This is a genomic window from Propionicicella superfundia DSM 22317, assembly GCF_000423465.1.
In the GTDB taxonomy this organism is placed as follows: Bacteria; Actinomycetota; Actinomycetes; order Propionibacteriales; family Propionibacteriaceae; genus Propionicicella; species Propionicicella superfundia.
The window spans coordinates 373,115-392,539 of record NZ_KE384021.1 but is presented as its reverse complement, the minus strand read 5'-3'; the positions used below and the strand labels follow the sequence as shown (position 1 = coordinate 392,539).

The 19,425-nt window shown below is 70.2% G+C and carries 18 protein-coding genes; all 18 read right to left on the bottom strand.

Features of this window, described 5'->3' with window-relative positions; all coding sequences use genetic code 11:
- Positions 1-6: 6 nt before the first annotated feature.
- The gene (locus G555_RS0111630; RefSeq protein ID WP_028708995.1) at positions 7-1,314 is read right to left on the bottom strand and encodes an O-acetylhomoserine aminocarboxypropyltransferase/cysteine synthase family protein; all 1,308 of its coding nucleotides are present in this window, start codon (positions 1,312-1,314) and stop codon (positions 7-9) included.
- A 61-nt stretch (positions 1,315-1,375) separates the two neighbouring features.
- Complete coding sequence (locus G555_RS0111625) at positions 1,376-2,758, bottom strand: aminotransferase family protein (RefSeq protein WP_028708994.1); 1,383 nt, start codon at positions 2,756-2,758, stop codon at positions 1,376-1,378.
- Between the two features lie 576 nt (positions 2,759-3,334).
- Complete coding sequence (locus tag G555_RS19625) at positions 3,335-3,922, bottom strand: carboxymuconolactone decarboxylase family protein (protein WP_051208923.1); 588 nt, start codon at positions 3,920-3,922, stop codon at positions 3,335-3,337.
- A 4-nt stretch (positions 3,923-3,926) separates the two neighbouring features.
- Positions 3,927-4,832, bottom strand: coding sequence for an ABC transporter ATP-binding protein (locus tag G555_RS19620; RefSeq protein WP_084635212.1), 906 nt, complete (start codon positions 4,830-4,832; stop codon positions 3,927-3,929).
- The gene (locus G555_RS19615; RefSeq protein ID WP_036922492.1) at positions 4,829-5,617 is read right to left on the bottom strand and encodes an ABC transporter ATP-binding protein; all 789 of its coding nucleotides are present in this window, start codon (positions 5,615-5,617) and stop codon (positions 4,829-4,831) included. The genes G555_RS19620 and G555_RS19615 overlap by 4 nt, the downstream gene beginning before the upstream one ends.
- Entirely contained in the window at positions 5,607-6,530 is a 924-nt protein-coding gene (locus G555_RS0111605) for an ABC transporter permease (protein WP_084635211.1), read from the bottom strand. The genes G555_RS19615 and G555_RS0111605 overlap by 11 nt, the downstream gene beginning before the upstream one ends.
- Positions 6,530-7,492 carry an ABC transporter permease gene (locus G555_RS0111600; protein ID WP_028708992.1) on the bottom strand — a complete coding sequence of 321 codons (963 nt, stop codon included), beginning with the start codon at positions 7,490-7,492 and terminating at the stop codon, positions 6,530-6,532. The genes G555_RS0111605 and G555_RS0111600 overlap by 1 nt, the downstream gene beginning before the upstream one ends.
- A gap of 4 nt (positions 7,493-7,496) precedes the next feature.
- Entirely contained in the window at positions 7,497-9,137 is a 1,641-nt protein-coding gene (locus G555_RS19610; RefSeq protein ID WP_084635210.1) for an ABC transporter substrate-binding protein, read from the bottom strand.
- Positions 9,138-9,462: 325 nt separating this feature from the next.
- Positions 9,463-10,380, bottom strand: a complete 918-nt coding sequence (locus G555_RS19605) for an alpha/beta hydrolase (RefSeq protein WP_036922809.1) — start codon at positions 10,378-10,380, stop codon at positions 9,463-9,465.
- 270 nt (positions 10,381-10,650) lie between these two features.
- On the bottom strand, positions 10,651-11,433 hold the full coding sequence (locus G555_RS0111585) for a tyrosine-protein phosphatase (RefSeq protein ID WP_084635209.1): 783 nt from the start codon (positions 11,431-11,433) through the stop codon (positions 10,651-10,653).
- Between the two features lie 269 nt (positions 11,434-11,702).
- Entirely contained in the window at positions 11,703-12,635 is a 933-nt protein-coding gene (cysK, locus tag G555_RS0111575) for a cysteine synthase A (RefSeq protein ID WP_028708990.1), read from the bottom strand.
- 53 nt (positions 12,636-12,688) lie between these two features.
- A complete protein-coding gene (locus G555_RS0111570) occupies positions 12,689-13,117 on the bottom strand; it encodes a thioredoxin family protein (protein ID WP_028708989.1) in 429 nt (142 codons plus the stop codon).
- A complete protein-coding gene (locus tag G555_RS19600) occupies positions 13,114-13,599 on the bottom strand; it encodes a DUF4395 domain-containing protein (protein WP_051208918.1) in 486 nt (161 codons plus the stop codon). Before G555_RS19600 ends, G555_RS0111570 begins: the two co-directional genes overlap by 4 nt.
- A gap of 429 nt (positions 13,600-14,028) precedes the next feature.
- Positions 14,029-14,799 carry an enoyl-CoA hydratase/isomerase family protein gene (locus tag G555_RS19595; protein ID WP_051208915.1) on the bottom strand — a complete coding sequence of 257 codons (771 nt, stop codon included), beginning with the start codon at positions 14,797-14,799 and terminating at the stop codon, positions 14,029-14,031.
- A gap of 46 nt (positions 14,800-14,845) precedes the next feature.
- Complete coding sequence (locus G555_RS0111555; RefSeq protein WP_028708988.1) at positions 14,846-16,606, bottom strand: ABC transporter substrate-binding protein; 1,761 nt, start codon at positions 16,604-16,606, stop codon at positions 14,846-14,848.
- A 60-nt stretch (positions 16,607-16,666) separates the two neighbouring features.
- Positions 16,667-17,656: an ABC transporter permease gene (locus G555_RS0111550; RefSeq protein WP_028708987.1), complete on the bottom strand. Its 990-nt coding sequence runs from the start codon at positions 17,654-17,656 to the stop codon at positions 16,667-16,669.
- Between the two features lie 2 nt (positions 17,657-17,658).
- Entirely contained in the window at positions 17,659-18,585 is a 927-nt protein-coding gene (locus G555_RS19590; RefSeq protein WP_036922488.1) for an ABC transporter permease, read from the bottom strand.
- The coding region (locus G555_RS19585; RefSeq protein ID WP_211223241.1) for an ABC transporter ATP-binding protein at positions 18,582-19,425 on the bottom strand (844 nt) is incomplete at its 5' end. The genes G555_RS19585 and G555_RS19590, both read right to left, overlap by 4 nt.

Here is a 19,425-nt window from a genome sequence, read left to right as displayed (position 1 = left end):
GTGCGGTCAGACCGCCCGGCCCAGCGCCTGATCGAGATCCCAGAGCAGGTCCTCGACGGACTCGGTGCCGACCGAGAGCCGGATCTGCTCGGGACGGACGCCGGCGGCGATCTGCTGCTCCTCGCTCAACTGCGAATGCGTGACGGTCGCCGGATGCAGCGCGAGCGAGCGGGAGTCCCCCACGTTCGCGAGGAAGGTGAACACCTGCAACGCCTCGATGAAGGTCCGCGCGGCCGCAAGACCACCCTTGACGCCGAAGCCGACCACCGATCCCGCACCCCGGGGCAGGTAGCGCCGGCTCAGGTCGTAGTACGGGCTCGACGGCAGGCCCGGGTAGCTCACCCAGTCGACGCGCGGGTCCTCGGCGAGGAACTCCGCCACCGCCTTCGCGTTGGCGACCTGCCGCTCCAGCCGCAACGACAGCGTCTCCAGCCCCTGGATGAGCAGGAACGCGCTGAACGGGCTCATCGCGGCACCCAGCGTGCGCAGGTAGTGCAGGCGCAGCTTGAACGCGAAGGCGACGTTGCCCGCATCGGGGAAGTCGCCCCACTTCTCCCAGTGCACGATGCCGCCGTAGCTGGGATCGGGCTCGGTGAAGTCGGGGAACTTGCCGCTGCTCCAGTCGAAGGTGCCGCCGTCCACCACGAGCCCGCCGATGGTCGTCCCGTGACCGCCGATGAACTTCGTGGCCGAGTGGATCGAGATGTCGACTCCGTGCTCGAAGGGAGAGAACAGGTACGGCGTCGCGAACGTGTTGTCGAGAATCAGCGGGATCCCCGCCGCGTGGGCGATCTCGGCGAGCCGCTCGACGTCGAGGACGTTGATGTCGGGGTTCCCGATGGTCTCGATGAACACGCCTCTGGTGTGCTCGTCGATGGCCCGCTCGACGTTGGCGGGATCCTCGGCGTCCACGAGCTTCCCTGTGACGCCGTGCCGCGGCAGCGTGTTCGCGAACAGGTTGTACGAACCGCCGTACACCGTCCGGGACGCGACCACGTTGTCCCCCGCGTGCGTGATGTTGAGGATCGTGTTCGCCGTCGCCGCCTGCCCGGAGGCGAACGCGACGGCCGCCGTGCCGCCCTCGAGGTCGGCGAGCCGGTTCTCGAGGAACTCCACCGTCGGGTTGCCGATGCGGGTGTAGTCGTAGGACAGATCCTCGAGCGCGTTGATCGCCCGCGCGGTCTCGAAGTCGGGGAAGACGTAGGACGTCGTCTGGTAGATCGGCGGCGCCGCCGCGTGGTAGTCGCTGTCGGGGGTGAATCCCGCGTGGAGCTGCCGGGTCTCGAACCCGAGGCTGCGGTCGGGGACGCTCATGCGGCCGCCCTCCCCCGCCGCTGCCCTGTTCGGGCGGACATGGACGGTTGCGTACCTGTGCTCATCGATTGGCTCCTGTCTTTCGCGCGCCATGAGATGTGACGTCCCGCACCGCCGAGGACACCGTGTCGACGATCCGGTCCACGTCGGACTCCGACACGATCAGCGGCGGGGCGAGGCAGATGGCGTTGTCGAGGACGCGGGTGGCGAGCCCACGCTCGTACAGCGCCTCCTTGATCCGGGGAGCGACGGTCAGCTCCTCGGCGAACGGCTCCTTGGTGGCCCTGTCCTGCACGGGCTCGACGGCGGCCAGCAGCCCGAGCCCGCGGATCTCGCCGACGTGGGGATGATCGCCGAGAGTCTCCCGCAGCCCGTCCAGCAGCCGCCCGCCCAGCGCCGCCGAGCGCTCGACGAGCCCTTCGTCGCGAATGATCCTGATGGTCTCCAGGGCGACCGCGGAGCCGATGGGGTGACCCGAATAGGTGTACCCGTGCCACCAGCGCCCGCCCGACGACGCCTCGTCGAGGACGTCGCGGATCGCCCGCGAGAAGCCGACGCCGCCGAACGGGAAATAGCCGCTGGTGATGCCCTTCGCGAACTGGACGATGTCGGGGGTGACATCCCAGTGGTCGAGGCCGAACCAGCGTCCGGTCCGGCCGAAGCCGGTGATGACGTCGTCGCTGATGAACAGCACCTCGTAGGTGTCGCAGATCTCCCGGATGCGGCGGAAGTAGTCGTCCTGCGGCACGAGCACGCCCCCGCCGCCGCCCTGCACCGGCTCGGCGATGAAGGCGGCCACGTTCTCGGGCCCCGCCGCGAGGATCGCCTGTTCGAGGAGGTTCGCGGCCGCGATGCCGTCGGACACCCCGTCGGTCGACGCGAACCGGTACGGGTAGGGGGAGCCGATCAGCGTGTGGTCGGGCAGCCTCCCGCCGAACGGCTCGGAGAACTCCGCGACCCCGGTCGCCGAGGACGAGCCGATCGTCGACCCGTGGTACGAGAGCTCGCGCGAGATCACGATCCGCTTGCCGGGACGTCCGAGCGCACGCCAGTAGTACCGCGCGGTCCGGATCGACGTGTCGGTCGCCTCACCGCCGCCGGAGGTGAAGTAGAAGGAGTCGATCCCCGGATAGGTGATCCCGGCCAGCGTCTCGGCCAACTCGACGGTGACGGGGTTGAGCGACCCCGCGTACCCGGTGGCGAAGGACAGCCGTTCCGCCTGCCGGGCGGCGACGTCGATCAGCTCGCGCCGGCCGTGGCCGAGGTAGACGTTCCACATGCCCGACAGTCCGTCGAGATAGTCCTTGCCTGCCGCGTCGCGAAGGTAGGCCCCGTGGCCGCCGACCCAGATCCGGGGGGTCTGCGTCTCTCCCACGAAGTGCTGCGGGTGCACCACGTGGGCGAGGTCGGATGCGACCAGCGTCGCCGTGCTCGTCTCAGTCATGGCTCGGCCTCCGCTCGCCCACGCGCGCCGCGGGCAGGTAGGCGACCTCGTGGGCCGGGGCGCGGGCCGGTGTGGTCGTGGGTGCGATGGTGCTCATGGGCATGGAGGATCCTGCTTCTGTCGAAGGACGAACGGGATGCGGGACGGTACCCGCGGGAGACCGGGTGAATGGGCCCGGTCTTTCTCGGCGGTTGAGGTCCTTTCGACAAGCTCAAGGACCACTGCCTGGTGGGTGAGTTCTCTTTGTGGTGGGTGAGCTCTCTTTGCGGTGGGCGAGCTCTCTTACGGTGGTCGAGCTCTCTTACGGTGGTTGAGCCCTCTTACGGTGGTTGAGCCTGTCGAAACCACCATGACTCAAGGTCCTTTCGACAAGCTCAAGGACCACTGCCTGGTGGGTGAGCCCTCTTACGGTGGGCGAGCCCTCTTACGGTGGTTGAGCCTGTCGAAACCACCATGGCGCAAGGTCCTTTCGACAAGCTCAAGGACCGGTGCCTGGTGACTCAAGGTCCTATCGACAAGCTCAAGGACCGCTTACGAGACAAGCTCAAGGACCGCTGCGACCAGCTCGACCGCGGATCAGGGCCGTGTGGCGTTGACCGCCGCCTCGGCCTCGGCGAGTTCACCGGCGGCCTGCGCCGCGAGCTCGTCGGCGAGGTCCTGCAGGCCGGGATCCAGCTCGACGTGCAGGAACGAGTTGGTGATGTTGTTGCCGATCATGAGGATCCCGAACCCGACGAGCGCGACGATGCCCTCCTCGCCGTAGCGCTCGACGAGACGCGCCACGAGCTCCGGGTCGCTGCGGTGCTGGCGGGTCAGCGAACGTCCGAACTCCGCCAGATCCTGCTCGACCTCGTCGAAGTCCAGCCCGTTGATGTCCTCTCCGCGCTCGCGCAGGGCGCGCCGGAAGTACGTCGTGCAGAGCAGGCACTCGTTCTGCGTCGAGATCGCGAAGGAGTACACGACCGCACCGCGCTGGCCCACGATGCGTTCCACCTCCGCGTACAGCGGGTACCAGTTCATCAGCGCGTCGTAGGACGGCAGGTGGTTCAGCAGGGCGCGCTTCATGTGGGTGGGCTGCGCCCCCGACCGGACGATCTCGGCGTCCCAGCGCTTCTGACCCTCGGGGCTCAGATCCTCCCGGGTCACCAGCTTCACGTGTGCCATGTGTTCACTCCTCAGTGTGTGTTGTCGTCGATTCGGACGCCGGCCCGCCGGGACCGCGCGGGGCGGACGGGTCGTCCGCTCCCGGCCTCGGCGCGTCGCCCGTGGCGGAGGGCGCGGCACCGGGCCGGGAGAACCTTGGGACCGCGTCCACGAGACGGCGCGTGTACTCGTGGCGCGGGTGATGGAACAGCGAATGCGTCGGGCCCTGCTCGACGATCCGCCCGTCGTGCAGGACGAAGACCCTGTCGGCGAAGTGCCGCACCAGGCCCAGATCGTGTGACACGACGACCAACGACATCCCTCGCTCCCGCTGCAGGTCGCGGAGGAGTTCGAGGATGCTTGCCCGCAGCGTCACATCGAGGGCGCTCATGGGCTCGTCGCCGACGAGCAGGTCGGGCCGGTGGACGATCGCCCGGGCGATGGCGACCCGCTGACGCTGGCCGCCCGACAGGGCGTGCGGATAGGCGCTCGCCAGCTCGTGCGGCAGCCCGACGCGTTCGAGAACCTCGCCGATGAGCCGCCGGTGATCGCCGTCGATCTGCAACGAACGCAGCGGTTCGGCGACGATCCGGGCGACGGTGAGCCGCGGGTTCAACGACGCGTAGGGATCCTGCAGGACGATCCCGGTGCGACGGCGCAGCCAGTGCTGAGTACGGATGCCCCGCGGCCGCACGGGCCGCCCGTCGAACTCGACCGTGCCGGCCGTGGCGTGTTGCAGGCCCAGCAGGATGCGGACCAGGGTGGACTTGCCCGATCCCGACTCGCCGATGATGGCGACCGCCTCGCCGGCGTGGATGTCCACATCGGCGCCGTGCAGGACGCGGCGCACGGGCGCGGGCCCGAACACCTTCGTCCGCGGCAGCCGATGGTCGCGGGAGACGCCGCGACCCCGGAGCAGGACGTCGCTCATGCGACCGGCCCCCCGTCCCAGGCGGCGACCCGCGCCGCCTCCACGAGCCCGGCGGTGATGGCTTCGCGCGGGTCGTCCACCACGGTGTCGAGCCGGCCGCTCTCCACGATCCGGCCGTCGGCCATGACGACCACGTGGTCGGTGACCGCGCCGAGCAGCGCGATGTCGTGCGTGACGAACACGAGGGACGATCCCAGAGTCCCGACGAGGTCGTCGAAGAGCCGCAGGATGCCCGCCTGCACCGTGACGTCGAGCGCCGTGGTCGGCTCGTCCGCCACGAGGAGTCGCGGACCGGAGGCGACGGCCATCGCGATGGCCACACGCTGCCGCTGCCCGCCGGAGAGCTGATGCGGGTAGCGCCGGACGATCTCCTCCGGGTCGGGCAGCCCGACCCGGGCCGCGGCGGCCAGGACCCGCTGCCGCAGCTCGCGGCGATCCAGGTCGTAGTGGATGGACAAGGATTCGCCGATCTGAGCCCCGACCGTCCGGATCGGGTTCAGCGCCGAGCTCGGGTCCTGGAAGACGACGCCGAGCTCCTTGCCCCGGATCAGGGCGAGGTCGCGGTCGGGAAGGCCCAACAGCTCACGGCCGTTCCATCGCACCGACCCCTCCGCCGTCGCCCCTTCGGGCAGCAGGCCGAGGACGGCGAGCACGGTCAGGGTCTTGCCCGAGCCCGATTCTCCGATGATTCCCAGCCGTTCCCCCGTGGGGACGTCGAAGGTGACGCCGTGGACGAGCTCGCGCCTCCCGATCCGGATGCGCAGGTCGCTGACCTCAAGCCCCATCGCGCGCCTCCTGACTGCGGAGCCGGGGGTCCAGCGCCTCGGCGACGGCGTCGCCCAGGAGATTGAGGGCGAGCACCGTCACCCCGATGGCCACGCCGGGCCACACCACCGACAGGGGCGCGACGCCGATGTACTTCTGCGCGTCGGCGAGCACCCGCCCCCACGAGGGCTCGGCGGGCGCGGCGCCGTAGCCGAGGAAGGTCAGTCCCGACTCGGCGAGGATCGCGACGCCGGCCGTCAGCGAGAGCTGCACGACGAGAACGGGGACGACATTGGGCAGGACATGCAGCCACAGACGGCGCAGCAGGCCCGTTCCGGCCGCCCGCGCCGCGAGGATGTAGTCGCTGGCGTTCACGCGCACGATCTCGGAGCGGACGACCCTGGCGAGGTTCACCCCGTAGCCGATCCCCACCGCGACCACCACGACGCCGATGGAGCCGCCGAACGGTGTGGCCAGCAGCATGGCGATGAGCAGCACCGGGAACGCGACGAGGATGTCGACGAGCACGACGAGCGGCTCGGCGAAGCGGGGCCGCAGCGAGGCGGTCAGCGTCCCCAGCGCCAGGCCCACGAGCGCCGCGATCGCCGTGGCACCGGCGGCGACGAGGACCGTCGTGCGAGCGCCTGCCAGCAGCCACGACGCGGTGTCGCGCCCGATCTGGTCGGTGCCCAGGGGATGGGTCCACGACGGCGGCGCCCAGGTGTGGGACGAGTCGGCGGCGAGCAGCGGGTGCGGCGTCCAGACGAGGGACACGGCCGCCGCGATCAGCACCGCGGCGACCACCACGAGCCCGAAGACGCCGTGCGGGCGACGGGCGGTGCGCACCAGCCAGCCCGGGAGCCGCCAGGAGGCCCGCCGGCCCGGGCTGATGTCGATCTCGGCGAGCTCGGCCGCCGTCCATTCGGCCGCCATCACGCCTCCACCCGCCGTTGGCGGGGATCGATGACCCGGTGCGCGAGGTCCACCACGAGGCCGATGGCCAGGACGAGGCCCGTCAGGACGACCATGATCCCCTGCACGGACAGCAGATCCCGGTTGCCGACGTCGGAGACGAGCTTCGCCCCCAGACCGGGCAGCGCGAACAGTTCCTCGATGACGACGGCACCGCCCACCAGCGAGGCGGTCTGGAGTCCCACCACCGACAGGACCGAGATGCTCGCGTTCGGAACGCCGTGCCGGAGAACGGCGCCCGTCCGGGTCAGGCCGCGCGACATCGCGGTCCGGATGTAGTCGAGGTTCATCTCGTTCAGGACGGCCGAGCGCATGTAGCGCAGGACGACGGCGCCCTCGACGATCCCGATCGTCAGAGCCGGAAGGGCGATGGAGGCCAGCGCCGCAGCCGGGTCGGCCCAGCCGTCCTTCGGGAACCCCTGCGTCGGAAGGAGGCTGACCGCGCCGACGCCCCGGCCCAGGAGCAGGATGAGGATGAGCCCCGTCCACAGCACCGGGACGGCCGCCGCGGCCTGTGCGACATAGGCGACGACGCGGCCCGCCGTCGTCCGGTGCCGGAGGGCTCCGTAGACACCGAGGGGCACGCCGATCACCAGGGCGACCGCGATGCCCGCCACGCACAGCGGCAGGGTCACGGACAGCTTCTCGGCGATCTCGGCGCCGATCGGCGTGTGGGTGATCAGCGAGGTCCCGAGGTCGAAGCGGAGCAGTCCGCCCAGCCAGGCGACGTACTGCACGACGAGCGGCTGATCGAGCCCGTACTCGGATCGGATCTGCTCGATCTGCTCGGGCGTCGCCTTGATGCCGCCGATGACCTGCGCCACGTCGCCGGGCAGCACCCGCAGGACGACGAACACGACGATCGTCGTCACGAACAGGCCACCCACGAACAGGGCGACGCGGCGCAGGGTGAAGGACAGCATCGGATCAGTCGGCCTTGGCTACCGTGACCGTGCTGACGTCGAGGCGGTTGTTGATCTGGTCGGTCGGGAAGCCCTCGACCCCCGCGCGGACCGCGGTGACGGTCCGGAAGTTGATCAGCCAGTCCGCGGCGGCGTCCTCGGAGACGATCTTCGCGGCCTGTGCGAGCAGGTCGCTCGACGTCTCGGTCGACGTGGCGACCTGCGACTCGGCGTACAGCTTCTGCACCTCGGCGTTGTCGTAGCCGAAGTAATAGTCCGGGTTCGCCCAGGAGCCGAAGTCGTGGCTCTCGGCATGATCCACGATGCTCAGTTCGTAGTCGTGGTTCGTGTACACGTCCTGCAGCCAGGTGGCGAACTCGACCGAGGTGGTCTTGAGCGTGATCCCGGCCTCGGCGAGCTGCGAGGTCAGCAGGTTGGGCAGGACGTCCCCGTAGAAGCTCGGGATGGTCAGCGTGAGCGTCAGCCCGTCGGCGTAGCCCGCCTCGGCGAGAAGGCTCTTCGCCTTCGCGACGTCGCGCGTGTACAGGCCGGTCAGGTCCTCATAGCCCGGGTCGCCCTCGGGGATCGGGCCGCCCAGCGCGGTGTCCGCTCCGCCGCGCGCCTTGATGATCGCCTCGTGGTCGATGGAGTAGCGGATCGCCTGCCGCACGCGCTTGTCGGACAACGGTGAGACCGTGTTGTTGAACGCGAGGACGAACTTGTCGGACGCCTGCCCGCGGGTGGTCGTGAACTCGTCGGTGGACAACTGGGAGACGAGGTTCCCGTCGACCGGGGCGAGGACGTCCAGATCGCCGGCCTTGAGGGCGTTGAGCGCGGCGTTCGTGTCGGTGATGTAGCGGAAGACGACCTTGGCGACCTTGGGCTTGTCCCCGGCGTACGAGGCGCTGCGCGCGAGGGTGAGCGAGTCGCCCTGCTTCCACGATTCGAGGGTGAACGGGCCGGAGCCGATCGCCGTGGTGGCGGCGTCGTTGGTGGCGGCCGGATCGAGCACGAGTCCGGCGCGACCCGACAGGGCCCAGAGCAGATCCGGGTAGGGCTGCGTCAGGACGATGGTGAGCGTGGTGTCGTCGGCGGCGGTCACGCTCTTCACCGAGCCGAGGTACTCCGAGCCCAGCAGCTTGTCGTCGATCACGCTCTGGATGCTCTGCGCGGCCGTCTTCGCGGTGAGCGCGTCGCCGTTGCTGAACGTCACGCCCTCGGCGAGCGTGAACGTGTAGGTGAGCGCGTCGTCGGAGATCTTCCATTCGGTGGCGAGCGCGGGCTTGATGCTGCCGTCCGTCGCGCGGCTCACGAGTCCCTGGTACACGTTGCCGATCAGGACCTGCTCGAGCGCGGCGCCCGACGTCTTGCGGATGTCGAGGTTGGTGGGCTCCAGGGTCAGCCCGACGGTGAGCGTGGCATCGGTGTCGGCGACAGCGGTGGCCTGCTGCTTGTTGCCGAGGATGAGGAACGTGGCCACGATCGCCACGATCAGGACCGCGGCGACGGCGCCGAGGACGATCCAGCGGGAGCGGGAACGACGCTCCTTGCCGGCCAGGCTGGCGTCGACGCTGCCGGTCGCGGGTGCCTCGTCGCCGGGCGGGGCGGAGTTCTCCGGTGGCGTGGATTCGGGTACGGACGGGGTCTGGTTGGTGTCTTCGCTCATGGCGCGGTGGTCCCTTTCAGGGGCAGTACAGGTGTGGATTCGGGTAGAGAACACCGCACGCCCGGCAGGGATCACCCTGGGGGACGGATCAGCTCAGGAGACTGTGGTGACCGCTGCCGGCGCGCGGCGCGGCGACGATCGAGGGTGCGGTGTCAGTTGGACATTCGACAACACGCACACATGCACATCGCCGTCTCGGCGAGCGGGAGACGACCCGGGCCGGAGAACGTGGCAACGTCATGCATGGGGCACAGTGTAGCCACGGCCGGTGACGCCCGCGGCGCGAAGCGGCGAATCTGGACACTGCCGTCCGCGGCGGCCCGCTTCAGGCGTTCGGCGCGTCGAGCAGGCTCGCGAACACGGCGGCCAGCGGCCCGGGCGCGTCCTCCTGCAGGTTGTGCCCGCCGGCCAGCCGTTGGACGCTGCTCTCGGGGCGCAACTCCTCGAATCGCCGCAGCGTGGGCCCGTCGACGAGCGACTGCTCGGCCAGGACGAGGTCGAGCCCGACGGGCGCCGACGCGACGACCGGCCACAGCGCCTCGGCATCGATCGGCGGCATCCCGCGCGCGCCGAGCTGTCCCAGGTGGTGCTTCCACACCACGCGTCCGTCGGGAGTCGTCCTCGTGTTGAGGGCGACGCCCCGTTCGAGGGCGTCGCGGGCGCCGCCGAAGCCGAACGCGAGCGCACGTTCCACGATCTCGGCGCGGGAGGCGAAGGACGCGGGGCCGTCGAGGAACGCGGCGACCGTCCGGGCCGCGTCGGGGGGCAGCGGCAGGATGTCCACCAGCACCAGTCGGCGGAACGAGGCGCGCCCGGTGCGCAGCAGTTCGAGCCCGGTGAGCCCGCCCAGCGAATGGCCGATCAGGGTGAAGCCCGGGGCGAGGAGTCCGTCGCCGACAGCGGCGGCGAGGGCGTCGCCCACCGCCGGCGCGATGCGGTCGGGCGCGTAGACGCCGTCGTCGCGCCAGGGCGAGTCGCCGTGTCCCGGAAGGTCGATGGCGAGGAGGCCGTGCGGGGAGGCCGGCGAGCCGGCGAGCCACGCCAGCAGAGTCGCGTCCCACGTGTGTGCGTTGAGCGCGGCCCCGTGGGCCAGCGCGACGGTGGCGGGAGCATCCCCCCAGGACAGGGCGCTGACCTCGTCGGTCAGGGACACGCGCGTCACCGGAGGCAGCGGTCCGTCCGCGCCGACGGCGGCTGCGTCGGCGGCCAGGAATGCGAAGTCGTCGGGATCGGCGGAGGACATGCGCATCAGCGTACTGACGCGCGCCGCGGACCACGACCAGCGCACCGCGGCCCGCTACCCTTCGGCCGTGCCGCTACGCCACGGTCAGGACGCTACCGGTCCCCCGGTAGCTTCGCGGCCGGAGCGTAGCTAGGGGTAGTGCCCGCGTCTCCCGAGATGTGACAAACCGTCCCGCCGGTGCGCGGCGGGGCGACCGGGGCGTTCGTCCCGTTCCCTGGGGGCGCAATTCGTCACGCTCGCGGCCGGAGGTCCAGCGGTGGCCGGGCGGTCTCAGGTGAGGCGGTCGCGCAACCCGCCGAGTTCCTCGTCGCGCAGCCCGTGGGCTCGCAGATACCCCTCCGGGCTGCCCCAGCGGGCGTCGATCCGGTCAAGGACCGCCGCCATGGCCGGGGCGGGGCTGGTCGCGAGCAGGTCGATCACGTCCGTGAGGTCCACGACATGGTGCTGCTGCAGCGCCGCGATCCGCTCGCGCCGCCACGCCTGGTCGTAGTGGCGTTCCGTGTCCGCATAGTCGGCGACGACGTGGCGGCGATCGACCCCGATGGCCGACAGGATCAGCGCGACCGCGATCCCGGTGCGGTCCTTGCCCGCTGTGCAGTGCACGAGGGTCGCTCCCACGGTGTCCGTCGTCGCGACCGCTCGAGCCACCCGGGCGAGGGCCGCACCGCTGTGTTGGACGAGGTGCGCGTACATCTGCTCGATCGAGAAGCGCTGGGCGACGAAGGAACTGGCCGAACCCTCGAACAGCGGTTCGGCGTGCACCGCGATGCCCCAGCCGGGGAAGGGGGACGGGTCGGCTGTCGTCTCCTCGTCCCCGCGCAGGTCGATCACGAGCCCGATCGGGACGCGTCGCAGCCCGTCGAGCGTCTCGGCGCTCGCCGGTGCGGGGAAGTCCCCGCGCAGCAGGCGGCCCGGGGCGGTCGTCCCCCCGCCGAGCAGGGGATAGCCTCCGACGTCTCGCAGGTTCCGGAACCCGGGGACGGTCACGTCCCTGTCCGCGTTCCTGCCAGGGGCGGATCCGTGGGTCTGCGCGACTGCTCGCCCGTCACTCATGGGATTCCTCGAAGGTGTTGCTGCTTCCGAGGAACGCTACGCCACGTGGTCGGTTCGCGTCGGGCGTCCCATCGGGGCATCGGCGTCGCCCCGGTCGGAGCGGTCGGGCTCACCATGGTCGGGAGTCGGCCGGCGCTGTGATCGGGGCTGTGGACGTTTGGCTCGGTCCGGTGGCCCGGCCCTCTGGCGGGGGTCGGGTTCCACAGCGCCGGGGGCTCGGGGCGTGAACCCCGGAGCCCCCGGCGATGTCCGGACCGCGGATGCGACGATCAGTCGAGCAGATCGGCGTACAGCGGGGTGGACAGGTAGCGCTCACCCCAGTCGGGCACGATCACGACGATCGTCTTGCCGGCATTGGCCGGGTCGGCCGCGAGATCGGCCGCGGCGCGGAGGGCGGCGCCGGCGGAGATCCCCACCAGCAGCCCTTCCTCCTTGGCGGAGCGCCGCGCCCATTCCAGGGCGTCCTCGGATGCCACCTTGATGATGCCGTCGACGACGGCACGGTCCAGGATCTCGGGAACGAACCCCGGGCTGATGCCCTGGATCTTGTGCGGCCCCTTCGGCTCGCCCGACAGGACGGCCGACTCCGCCGCCTCCACGGCGTACAGCTTCACCTCGGGCTTGCGCTCCTTGAGCACCTGGCCGACGCCGCTGATGGTGCCGCCGGTGCCGACGCCCGACACCACGATGTCCACGGCGCCCTCGGTGTCCGCCCAGATCTCCTCGGCGGTCGTGGCGCGGTGGATGGCGACGTTCGCCGGGTTGGAGAACTGGCTGGCGAGGATCGCGCCCGGCGTGCTGGCGACGATCTCCTCGGCCCGCTTGTTCGCACCGGGGACGCCGTCGGCGGCGGGCGTGAGGACGAGCTCTGCCCCGAAGGCGCGCAGCACGGCACGGCGCTCCTTCGAGAAGGTCTCGGGCAGCGTGATGATGACCCGGTAGCCGCGAGCGGCACCGACCCAGGCCAGCGCGATGCCCGTGTTGCCCGACGTCCCCTCGACGATCGTCCCGCCCGGCTTCAACGAACCGTCGGCCTCGGCCGCGTCGACGATCGAGACGCCGATGCGGTCCTTCACCGAGTTCGCCGGGTTGTAGTACTCCAGCTTGCCGAGCACGGTCGCGGCGGAGTCGCCGTAGAGCCGGTTGATCTTCACCAGCGGGGTGCGCCCGATGAGTGCGGTCGCGTCTTCGTAGTAGGCCATTGTTCGTGTTCCTCCAGTTTCGTTGTTCTTCTTCTATGGTCTTTCGTGACGTCTCAGGCGGCGGCGGAGCCGGTCACCTGGCCGAGGGCGTCGAGGACGTCGGGCCTGCGTGCGGGACCGACGATCCGGTGCCGCACCGTCCCGTCGCGATCCAGCAGCAGGACCGTCGGGGTTCTGGTGATCCCGAACTCGCTCACGAGGTCGAGCCGGGTCTCGGCGTCGATGTCGACGTGAATGACGGTGGGGTCGTCGGCGGTCAGGGTCTCCAGCAGCCGGTGCGTGGTCCGGCACGGGCCGCACACGGGTGCCGAGAATTGCACGAGAGTCGCGCCGGTGCCGAGGTCGGCTCCGAGCTGATCGGCGCGGAGCTGCCGTTGCCGCGACGGACGCTCGCGCTTCGCACGGCCGTCGGTGACGTACCGATACCCGCCGAACGCGACGGCCACACCCACGGCGGCGAGCACGATCCACAGTCCGGTCACGACGCCGCTCGCCCTTCCTGGGCGGGCGCGGGTGCCGTGCCGCGGAGGCGCGCGACGAGCAGGTAGAGCTCGCATCCGAGGCAGAAGTCGAAGACCGCGTTCAGCAGGGCGGCCACGAGTGCGAACCCGACGGCGACGTAGAACAGCACGGGCAGGGTCAGGATCGCCCCGGCGAGGCCGGCGAGCGCGAAGACGAGGCCCACGGTCTGCGCGAAGCGTGGCGGACGGGCGTCCTCGAGTTCGGCCGGGGGGCCGAGCCGCGGACGCACCCAGGTGCGGAAGACCCACCCGTAGGGCTGGAACGGCAGGCCGAGCAGGGACCCCGCCGCGAAGGCGAGGGTCTGCAGGACGAGGAGCGGCGATCCCCAGGTGGGACCGAGAAGCAGGGTCGCGATGAGCACCACCGAGGTGATGGCGGCCCCGAAGCGTGGGCTTCGGGGATCGACGAGGGAAACAGCCGAAGCCGGCTGGGCAACAGACATGGACGAGTCCTTGGCGCTGAGGCGGAACGGACGGGAACTCAACGAGGGTTCCTCGCGACGAGCCGTCGTGGACAGGAGAGGAAAGGGTCGCCGAATCTCAGGAAGGAGGGGCGAGAAGGATCGTGTTGTGCGAGCGAATCAGTGGCTGAGACAACACATTCGCGCACGCGCTGCGCCCAGGCAGGTCATGGTGGCGCGTGCAGCAGACATGCCCACACCGTAGCACCGCCGAAGCCGGAGCCGGAATTCGTCCAGGCCGCGTCCGTGCGGGCGGGCTGCCGGACGCGGCCCCGCCGAACGCTCCGCAACCGCCGGACGCGGCCCCGCCGAACGCTCCGCAACCACCGGACACGGCCCCGCCGAACGCTCCGCAACTGCCGGATTCCGGCGGGTTTCCGGCAGTTTGGGAGCGTTCGGCGGGGCTGGGAGCTACCGGCGCTGGAACACCGGCGGCCGCTTCTCCAGGAAGGAGTGAATCGCCTCCTGGTAGTCCTCCGTCGCCGCGGAGGCGACGAACCGGGGTGCGTCGGCGGCGATCTGGTCGGCGACCCGATCGGGCGGATAGATGTTCGCGAGCGACTCCTTGGCGAGACGCACCGTCAGCGGCGGATTGCCGAGGATGCTCTCGGCGATCCTCCTGCCCTCCTCGATCAACTGCTCAGCCGGGACGAGGCTCGTCACGAAACCCACGGCGTAGGCCTGGTCGGCGCCGATGAGATCACCGGTCAGCGCCAGGTACCGGGCCAGCTTCGGCGGGAACACCGAGGCCGCCTCCGGTGCTCCGCCGACGATCCCGCGCTTGACCTCGGGGATGCCGAAGCGGGCCTCGGGCGTGGCCACGACGATGTCGGCGTAGGCGGCCACGCAGAAGCCGCTGCCCGCCGCGACACCCTGGACGAGCGCGATCACCGGCTTCGTCGTCCGCCCGATGGAGCCGAGTGCCACGTCGATGATCTCGTCGGCCGGGATGTCGCCCTCCGGCGCGACCGTCGGATTCGCGAATTCGTTCACGTCGTTCCCGCCGCTGAAGAAGCGGCCGTTCGCCTTGATGACGATGACGTACACCTCGTCGTCGGCGTCCAGCGCCGTGATGTTGTCGTAGAGCTCGTGGTAGGTCCAGTAGTCGAACGCGTTCGCCGGGGGCTTGTCCAAGGTGAGCCAGGCGACACGTCCGTCGATCCGGACGGTGAGAGCGGACATTCTTCGTTCCTTTCCGTTGTGCGACGCCGCCGGGTGCGGCGCGGTGCTACTTGACGGCGACATTCGTCCAGTCGGCACCGCCCGGGAGCGAGGCCCACGTCCACTTCGTGACGTTCGTGGACGTCGGCACCGTGACGACCCGTTCGAGCAGGGGCACCCAGGCCAGGTCCTTCGTCGCGATCGTGTTCGCCTCCTGCCAGGCCGCCTCCGGATCCTTGGCCACGAAGGCCTTCTCGACGGCCGCGTTCAGGTCGGGATTGTCGTAGGCGATGCCCCAGACCGCACCCGGGCTCGCGTAGTCGGAGTCCAGCCAGCCGCCGAGGATCTGCCGCGCGCTGTTGCCCTGCCAGTCCGGGGTGTAGGTCGCCAGGGCGACGTCCCACTGGTCGGCGTTCTCGGAGTCGGCGAGGAACGCCCAGTAGTCGGCCTCCGGCACGGGCACGAGGTTGACGGTGATCCCCGACTTCGCCAGCGATGCCTGCAGCGAGGTGGCGATCTTCGTGAACTCGTCGCTCGTCCGGTACGCGAGGTTCAGCTTCAGGCCCGCGAACCCTGCATCCTCCAGGAGCTGCTTCGCCTTCGCCGGGTCACCCGCGTTGTCGGTCGTGGCGTACGGATCCTCGCCCGTGTGGCCGACGAGCGTCGAGTTCAGGATCTCGCCCTGGACGTTCGCGGCGCTGGAGCCGCCGATCGCCTTGACGACCGCGGACTTGTCGATGGCGTAGCTCAGGGCCTGCCGCACGGACAACTCCTTGAGGCCCTTCTGCCCCTGGGACGTCCCGTCGGAGATGCCGTTGATCGACAGGAACACCTGCTGCCCGCCCGGGGACGTGTGCAGGTAGTCGGCCTTGGTCTGCTGGTACTGCGAGATCACCGTGGCCGGGAACGAGCGGACGTACAGCGGCAGGTCGGCCTCACCGGTCTGGAGTTGCTGCGCCACGGCATCGGCCGACGAGACGGTGGTGTCGATGAGGATCGTGTCGGCATACGCCGCCCGGACCGGGTCGGCAGCCGCGTCGTAGGTCTCCGCCCGCTTCAGCTCCAGCGAGTTGTTGGGGCTGTAGGACGAGATGTAGTACGGCCCGCTGGAGGCGAAGTTCTGGCGGAACTCCAGCGAATCCGAGAAGTACTTGGACACGACCTCCTCGGGCAGCGGGGACACGAACGGCAGCGTGAGCACTTCGAGGATGTCGTTCGCCGGCTGGGTGAACTTCAGGACGAGCGTGGTGTCGTCGGTGGCGGTGACGCCGGAGATCTCATGGCTGTCGATGAACTCCTTGACCGCCGTCAGGTCGCCGGTCTTGACCTTCGCGAATTCGGCCCCGTATTCGGCGAAGCCGTCCAGGAGCGCGTTGTAGTAGGCGATGGCGCCGACCTGGGCGTTGGGATCGGCGAACCGCTTGATGGCATAGACGAAGTCGTCCGCCGTGATCTTGCGGGTCGAGGCCCCCGAGAAATACGCGTTGTCGCGCAGATGGAAGGTATATGTGAGGCCATCGGCGCTCACGTCCCACGACTTCGCGAGATCGGGCACGATCTCGATGTCGTCGCCGACGCTCTCGGTGCTGCCGCTGGTTGTCACCAGTTGCCGGGTCGTCGCCCGGGCGACGGTCCATGCCTCGGCGGTGTAGGCCTGCAGGGGGTCGATCCTGTCGATGTCACCCACCGACGCGATCTTCAAGGTGCCACCCCGCTGCGCGCCGGCTCCCGCGGTCTCCCCGCCGGACCCTCCTGGTGCGCATGCGGACAGGAGAAGTGCGGCGCCGGCGGCCAAGGCTATGACCGCCGATGTTCTGCGGTTCCTCATGGTTGTCTTTCCTTTCCCTGATGCGTCGCGCCGACCGGACGGCGGCGCGGAGACATGTCCTCAGCGCGCCCTGCGCGCTCGGACGTCGATGACGATGTCGACGGCGGCGGTGATGACGACGAACACGACCGCCGCGAAGAGGGTGCAGCCGATGACCACCGGGCCGTCGCCGGTGAGAGCGGCCCTGACCGCGAGGCGTCCCACGCCGTCCAGGCCGAAGATCTGCTCGGTCACGATGGCGCCGCCCAGGATGGACGCGAACTCGATGCCCGCCAGCGTCAGGATCGGCGTCAGGGCTCCGGGCAGCGCGTGGCCGAACGAGACCCGCCACCAGCCCGCCCCCTTGGCCCGGGCGGTGCGGATGAAGTCGTACGACGAGACGTCGAGCACCGCTCCGCGCACGACGCGCTGGAAGACGCCGACCTCGTAGAGCACGAGCGTCAGCCAGGGCAGCACCAGGTGACGCGCCCACTGCCCCGGCGACTCCGTCAGCGGCACGTACCCCCCGCTGGGGAACACGTCGATTCCGGCGAGGGTGAGCCGGTAGTAGCCGAAATAGAGCAGCAGGACGCCGGTGACGAAGACCGGCAGGGACAGCAGGGCGTAGCTCACCGTCGAGCTCGCCCGGTCGAACAGCCCCTGGGGACGCCGGGTGGCGAGCACGCCGGACAGGATCGAGATGGTCATCCAGATGACCAGGGCGCCGATCGCCAGGGAGGCCGTGACCGGGATCTTCTCGAGGATGAGGTCGAGGACGGGCCGCTGCTCGCGGAACGAGTAGCCCAGGCTCGGGGGGACCGTGAACAGGCCCGTCCGGACGCCCTTGATCGCCGGCCCTCCGAACAGGAAGTACCGCAACTGCACCCACCACGGCTCGTCGAGGCCGAGGGACGCGGCGATCTGGGCGACGGTCTCGGGGGACGCGTTCTCGGGGGCGAGGGACCGCGCCGGGTTCGCGTAGGCGACCTTGGTCAGCAGGAACGCGACCAGCGTCACCAGCAGGATGGTCAGCAGCATCCGCAGTGCCCGAACGCCGATGGATCTGGTCACGGTCAGCCCTTCTTGTCGGGGTCCAGGTGGGCACGCAGCCGGGTGCTCACGATGTTGAAGCCGAGGACCGTGACGAACAGCGCGAGGCAGGGCGCGATGAGCATCATGGGCTGGGCGACGTACAGCCCGGAGGTCTGCGCCTCGGAGATCATCAGGCCCCAGCTCGCCTGCGGGGTGCGGATGCCGACGCCCAGGTAGGACAGCGTCGCCTCGGCCATGATGTTGGTCGGCAGTTGCACCGCCCAGTAGACGATCACCGACGGCGCCGTGTTGGGCAGGATCTCCCTGAGCACGATCCACGACGACGGCGACCCGGCCCCGATCGCCGCTTTCACGTAGTTCGCGTTCGTGACGTCGATGACCACGCCGCGCACCACGCGCGCGAAATACGTCCAGGAGAAGAGCGAGATGATCACCACGACGACCACCGGCGGGCTGACGTAGGTCGACCCGCCCGGCGCACGGTTGAGCGCGGCGATGGACAGCGCCGTGAGCAGCATCGGGAACGCCAGCGTGACGTTGGTCACCTCGGAGAGCACGGCGTCGGCCCAGCCCCGCCAGTACCCGGCGACGAGGCCGACCGCGACACCGATCAGCATGGCTGCGGTCGTCGACACGACGCCGATGACCAGGGACACGCGCGCCCCGTACAGCACGCGGATGAAGACGTCCCGCCCGAGCGCGTCCGCCCCCAGCAGGAATCCGTGCCCGCCCGTGATCGGGATTCCCGACTCGTCGATGGCGATGTCGGGGAACTGTGCGTCCGGGCCGTGTCCCACCACGGCCGCGATGACCGGGGCCAGCAGCGCGAGGGCCACGAGGAGGGCGACGATGACCGCGCCCGCGACGAAGGTGCGGTCACGGCGCAGGTGGCGCAGCACGAGCGCTGTCCCTGTCGGGCGCGACGGCGAGATGGTGTCGGCCGTCATGATGCCCGCGTCGTGATGCGAGGGACGGCGTCGATGAGCGCCCGCGTGTACGCCGAGCGCGGGTGCTGGAAGACCTCCGCCGGCGTTCCGGTGTCCTGGATGCCGTCGGGGCTCAGCACGACGACCCGGTCGGCGAGGTGGCGGGCGACGCCCAGGTCGTGGGTGATGAACAGGAAGGACGTCCGCGATTCGGTCTTGAGGACGCGGATCATCTCGATGAGCTCCTGCTGGGCGGTGACGTCGAGGGCCGAGATGGCCTCGTCGGCGACGATCAGGCCGGGGTCGAGGACCAGGGCCCGGGCGATCGCGACCCGCTGCCGCTGTCCTCCGGAGAGCTGGGACGGATAGCGGTCGAGGAGGTCGGTGGCGAGCCCGGCGAGGTCGGTGACCTCGCGCAGCCGGGTGTCCGCCTCGGCCCGTGACGCCCGGCCTGCGACAAGGGGCGCGACGATGGAGTCGCGGACCGTGCGGCGCGGGTTGAGGCTCGAGTAGGAGTCCTGGAACACCATCTGGACGGAGCGGCGCTGGGCGCGGGTGAGCCGCGGAATCGCCTCGGAGACGGCGGTCGGGTAATCCTGGCCCGCCACGCGCACCGTGCCCGAGTCGGCGTACAGCAGGCCGGCGACGATCTTGCCGATGGTCGACTTGCCCGATCCCGACTCCCCCACCAGGGCGACCAACTCGCCGACCCCGATCGCGAGGCTGATCCGGTCGACGACGGGCTTGCGGTGTCGTCCCCGGCGGCGGTAGCTCTTCGTGACGTCGCGCAGGTCGAGCAGCGGCCCGCTCGCCGGGTCCTTGAGCCCGTCCACCGGGTCCCCGAGCCCGTCCACCGGGTCC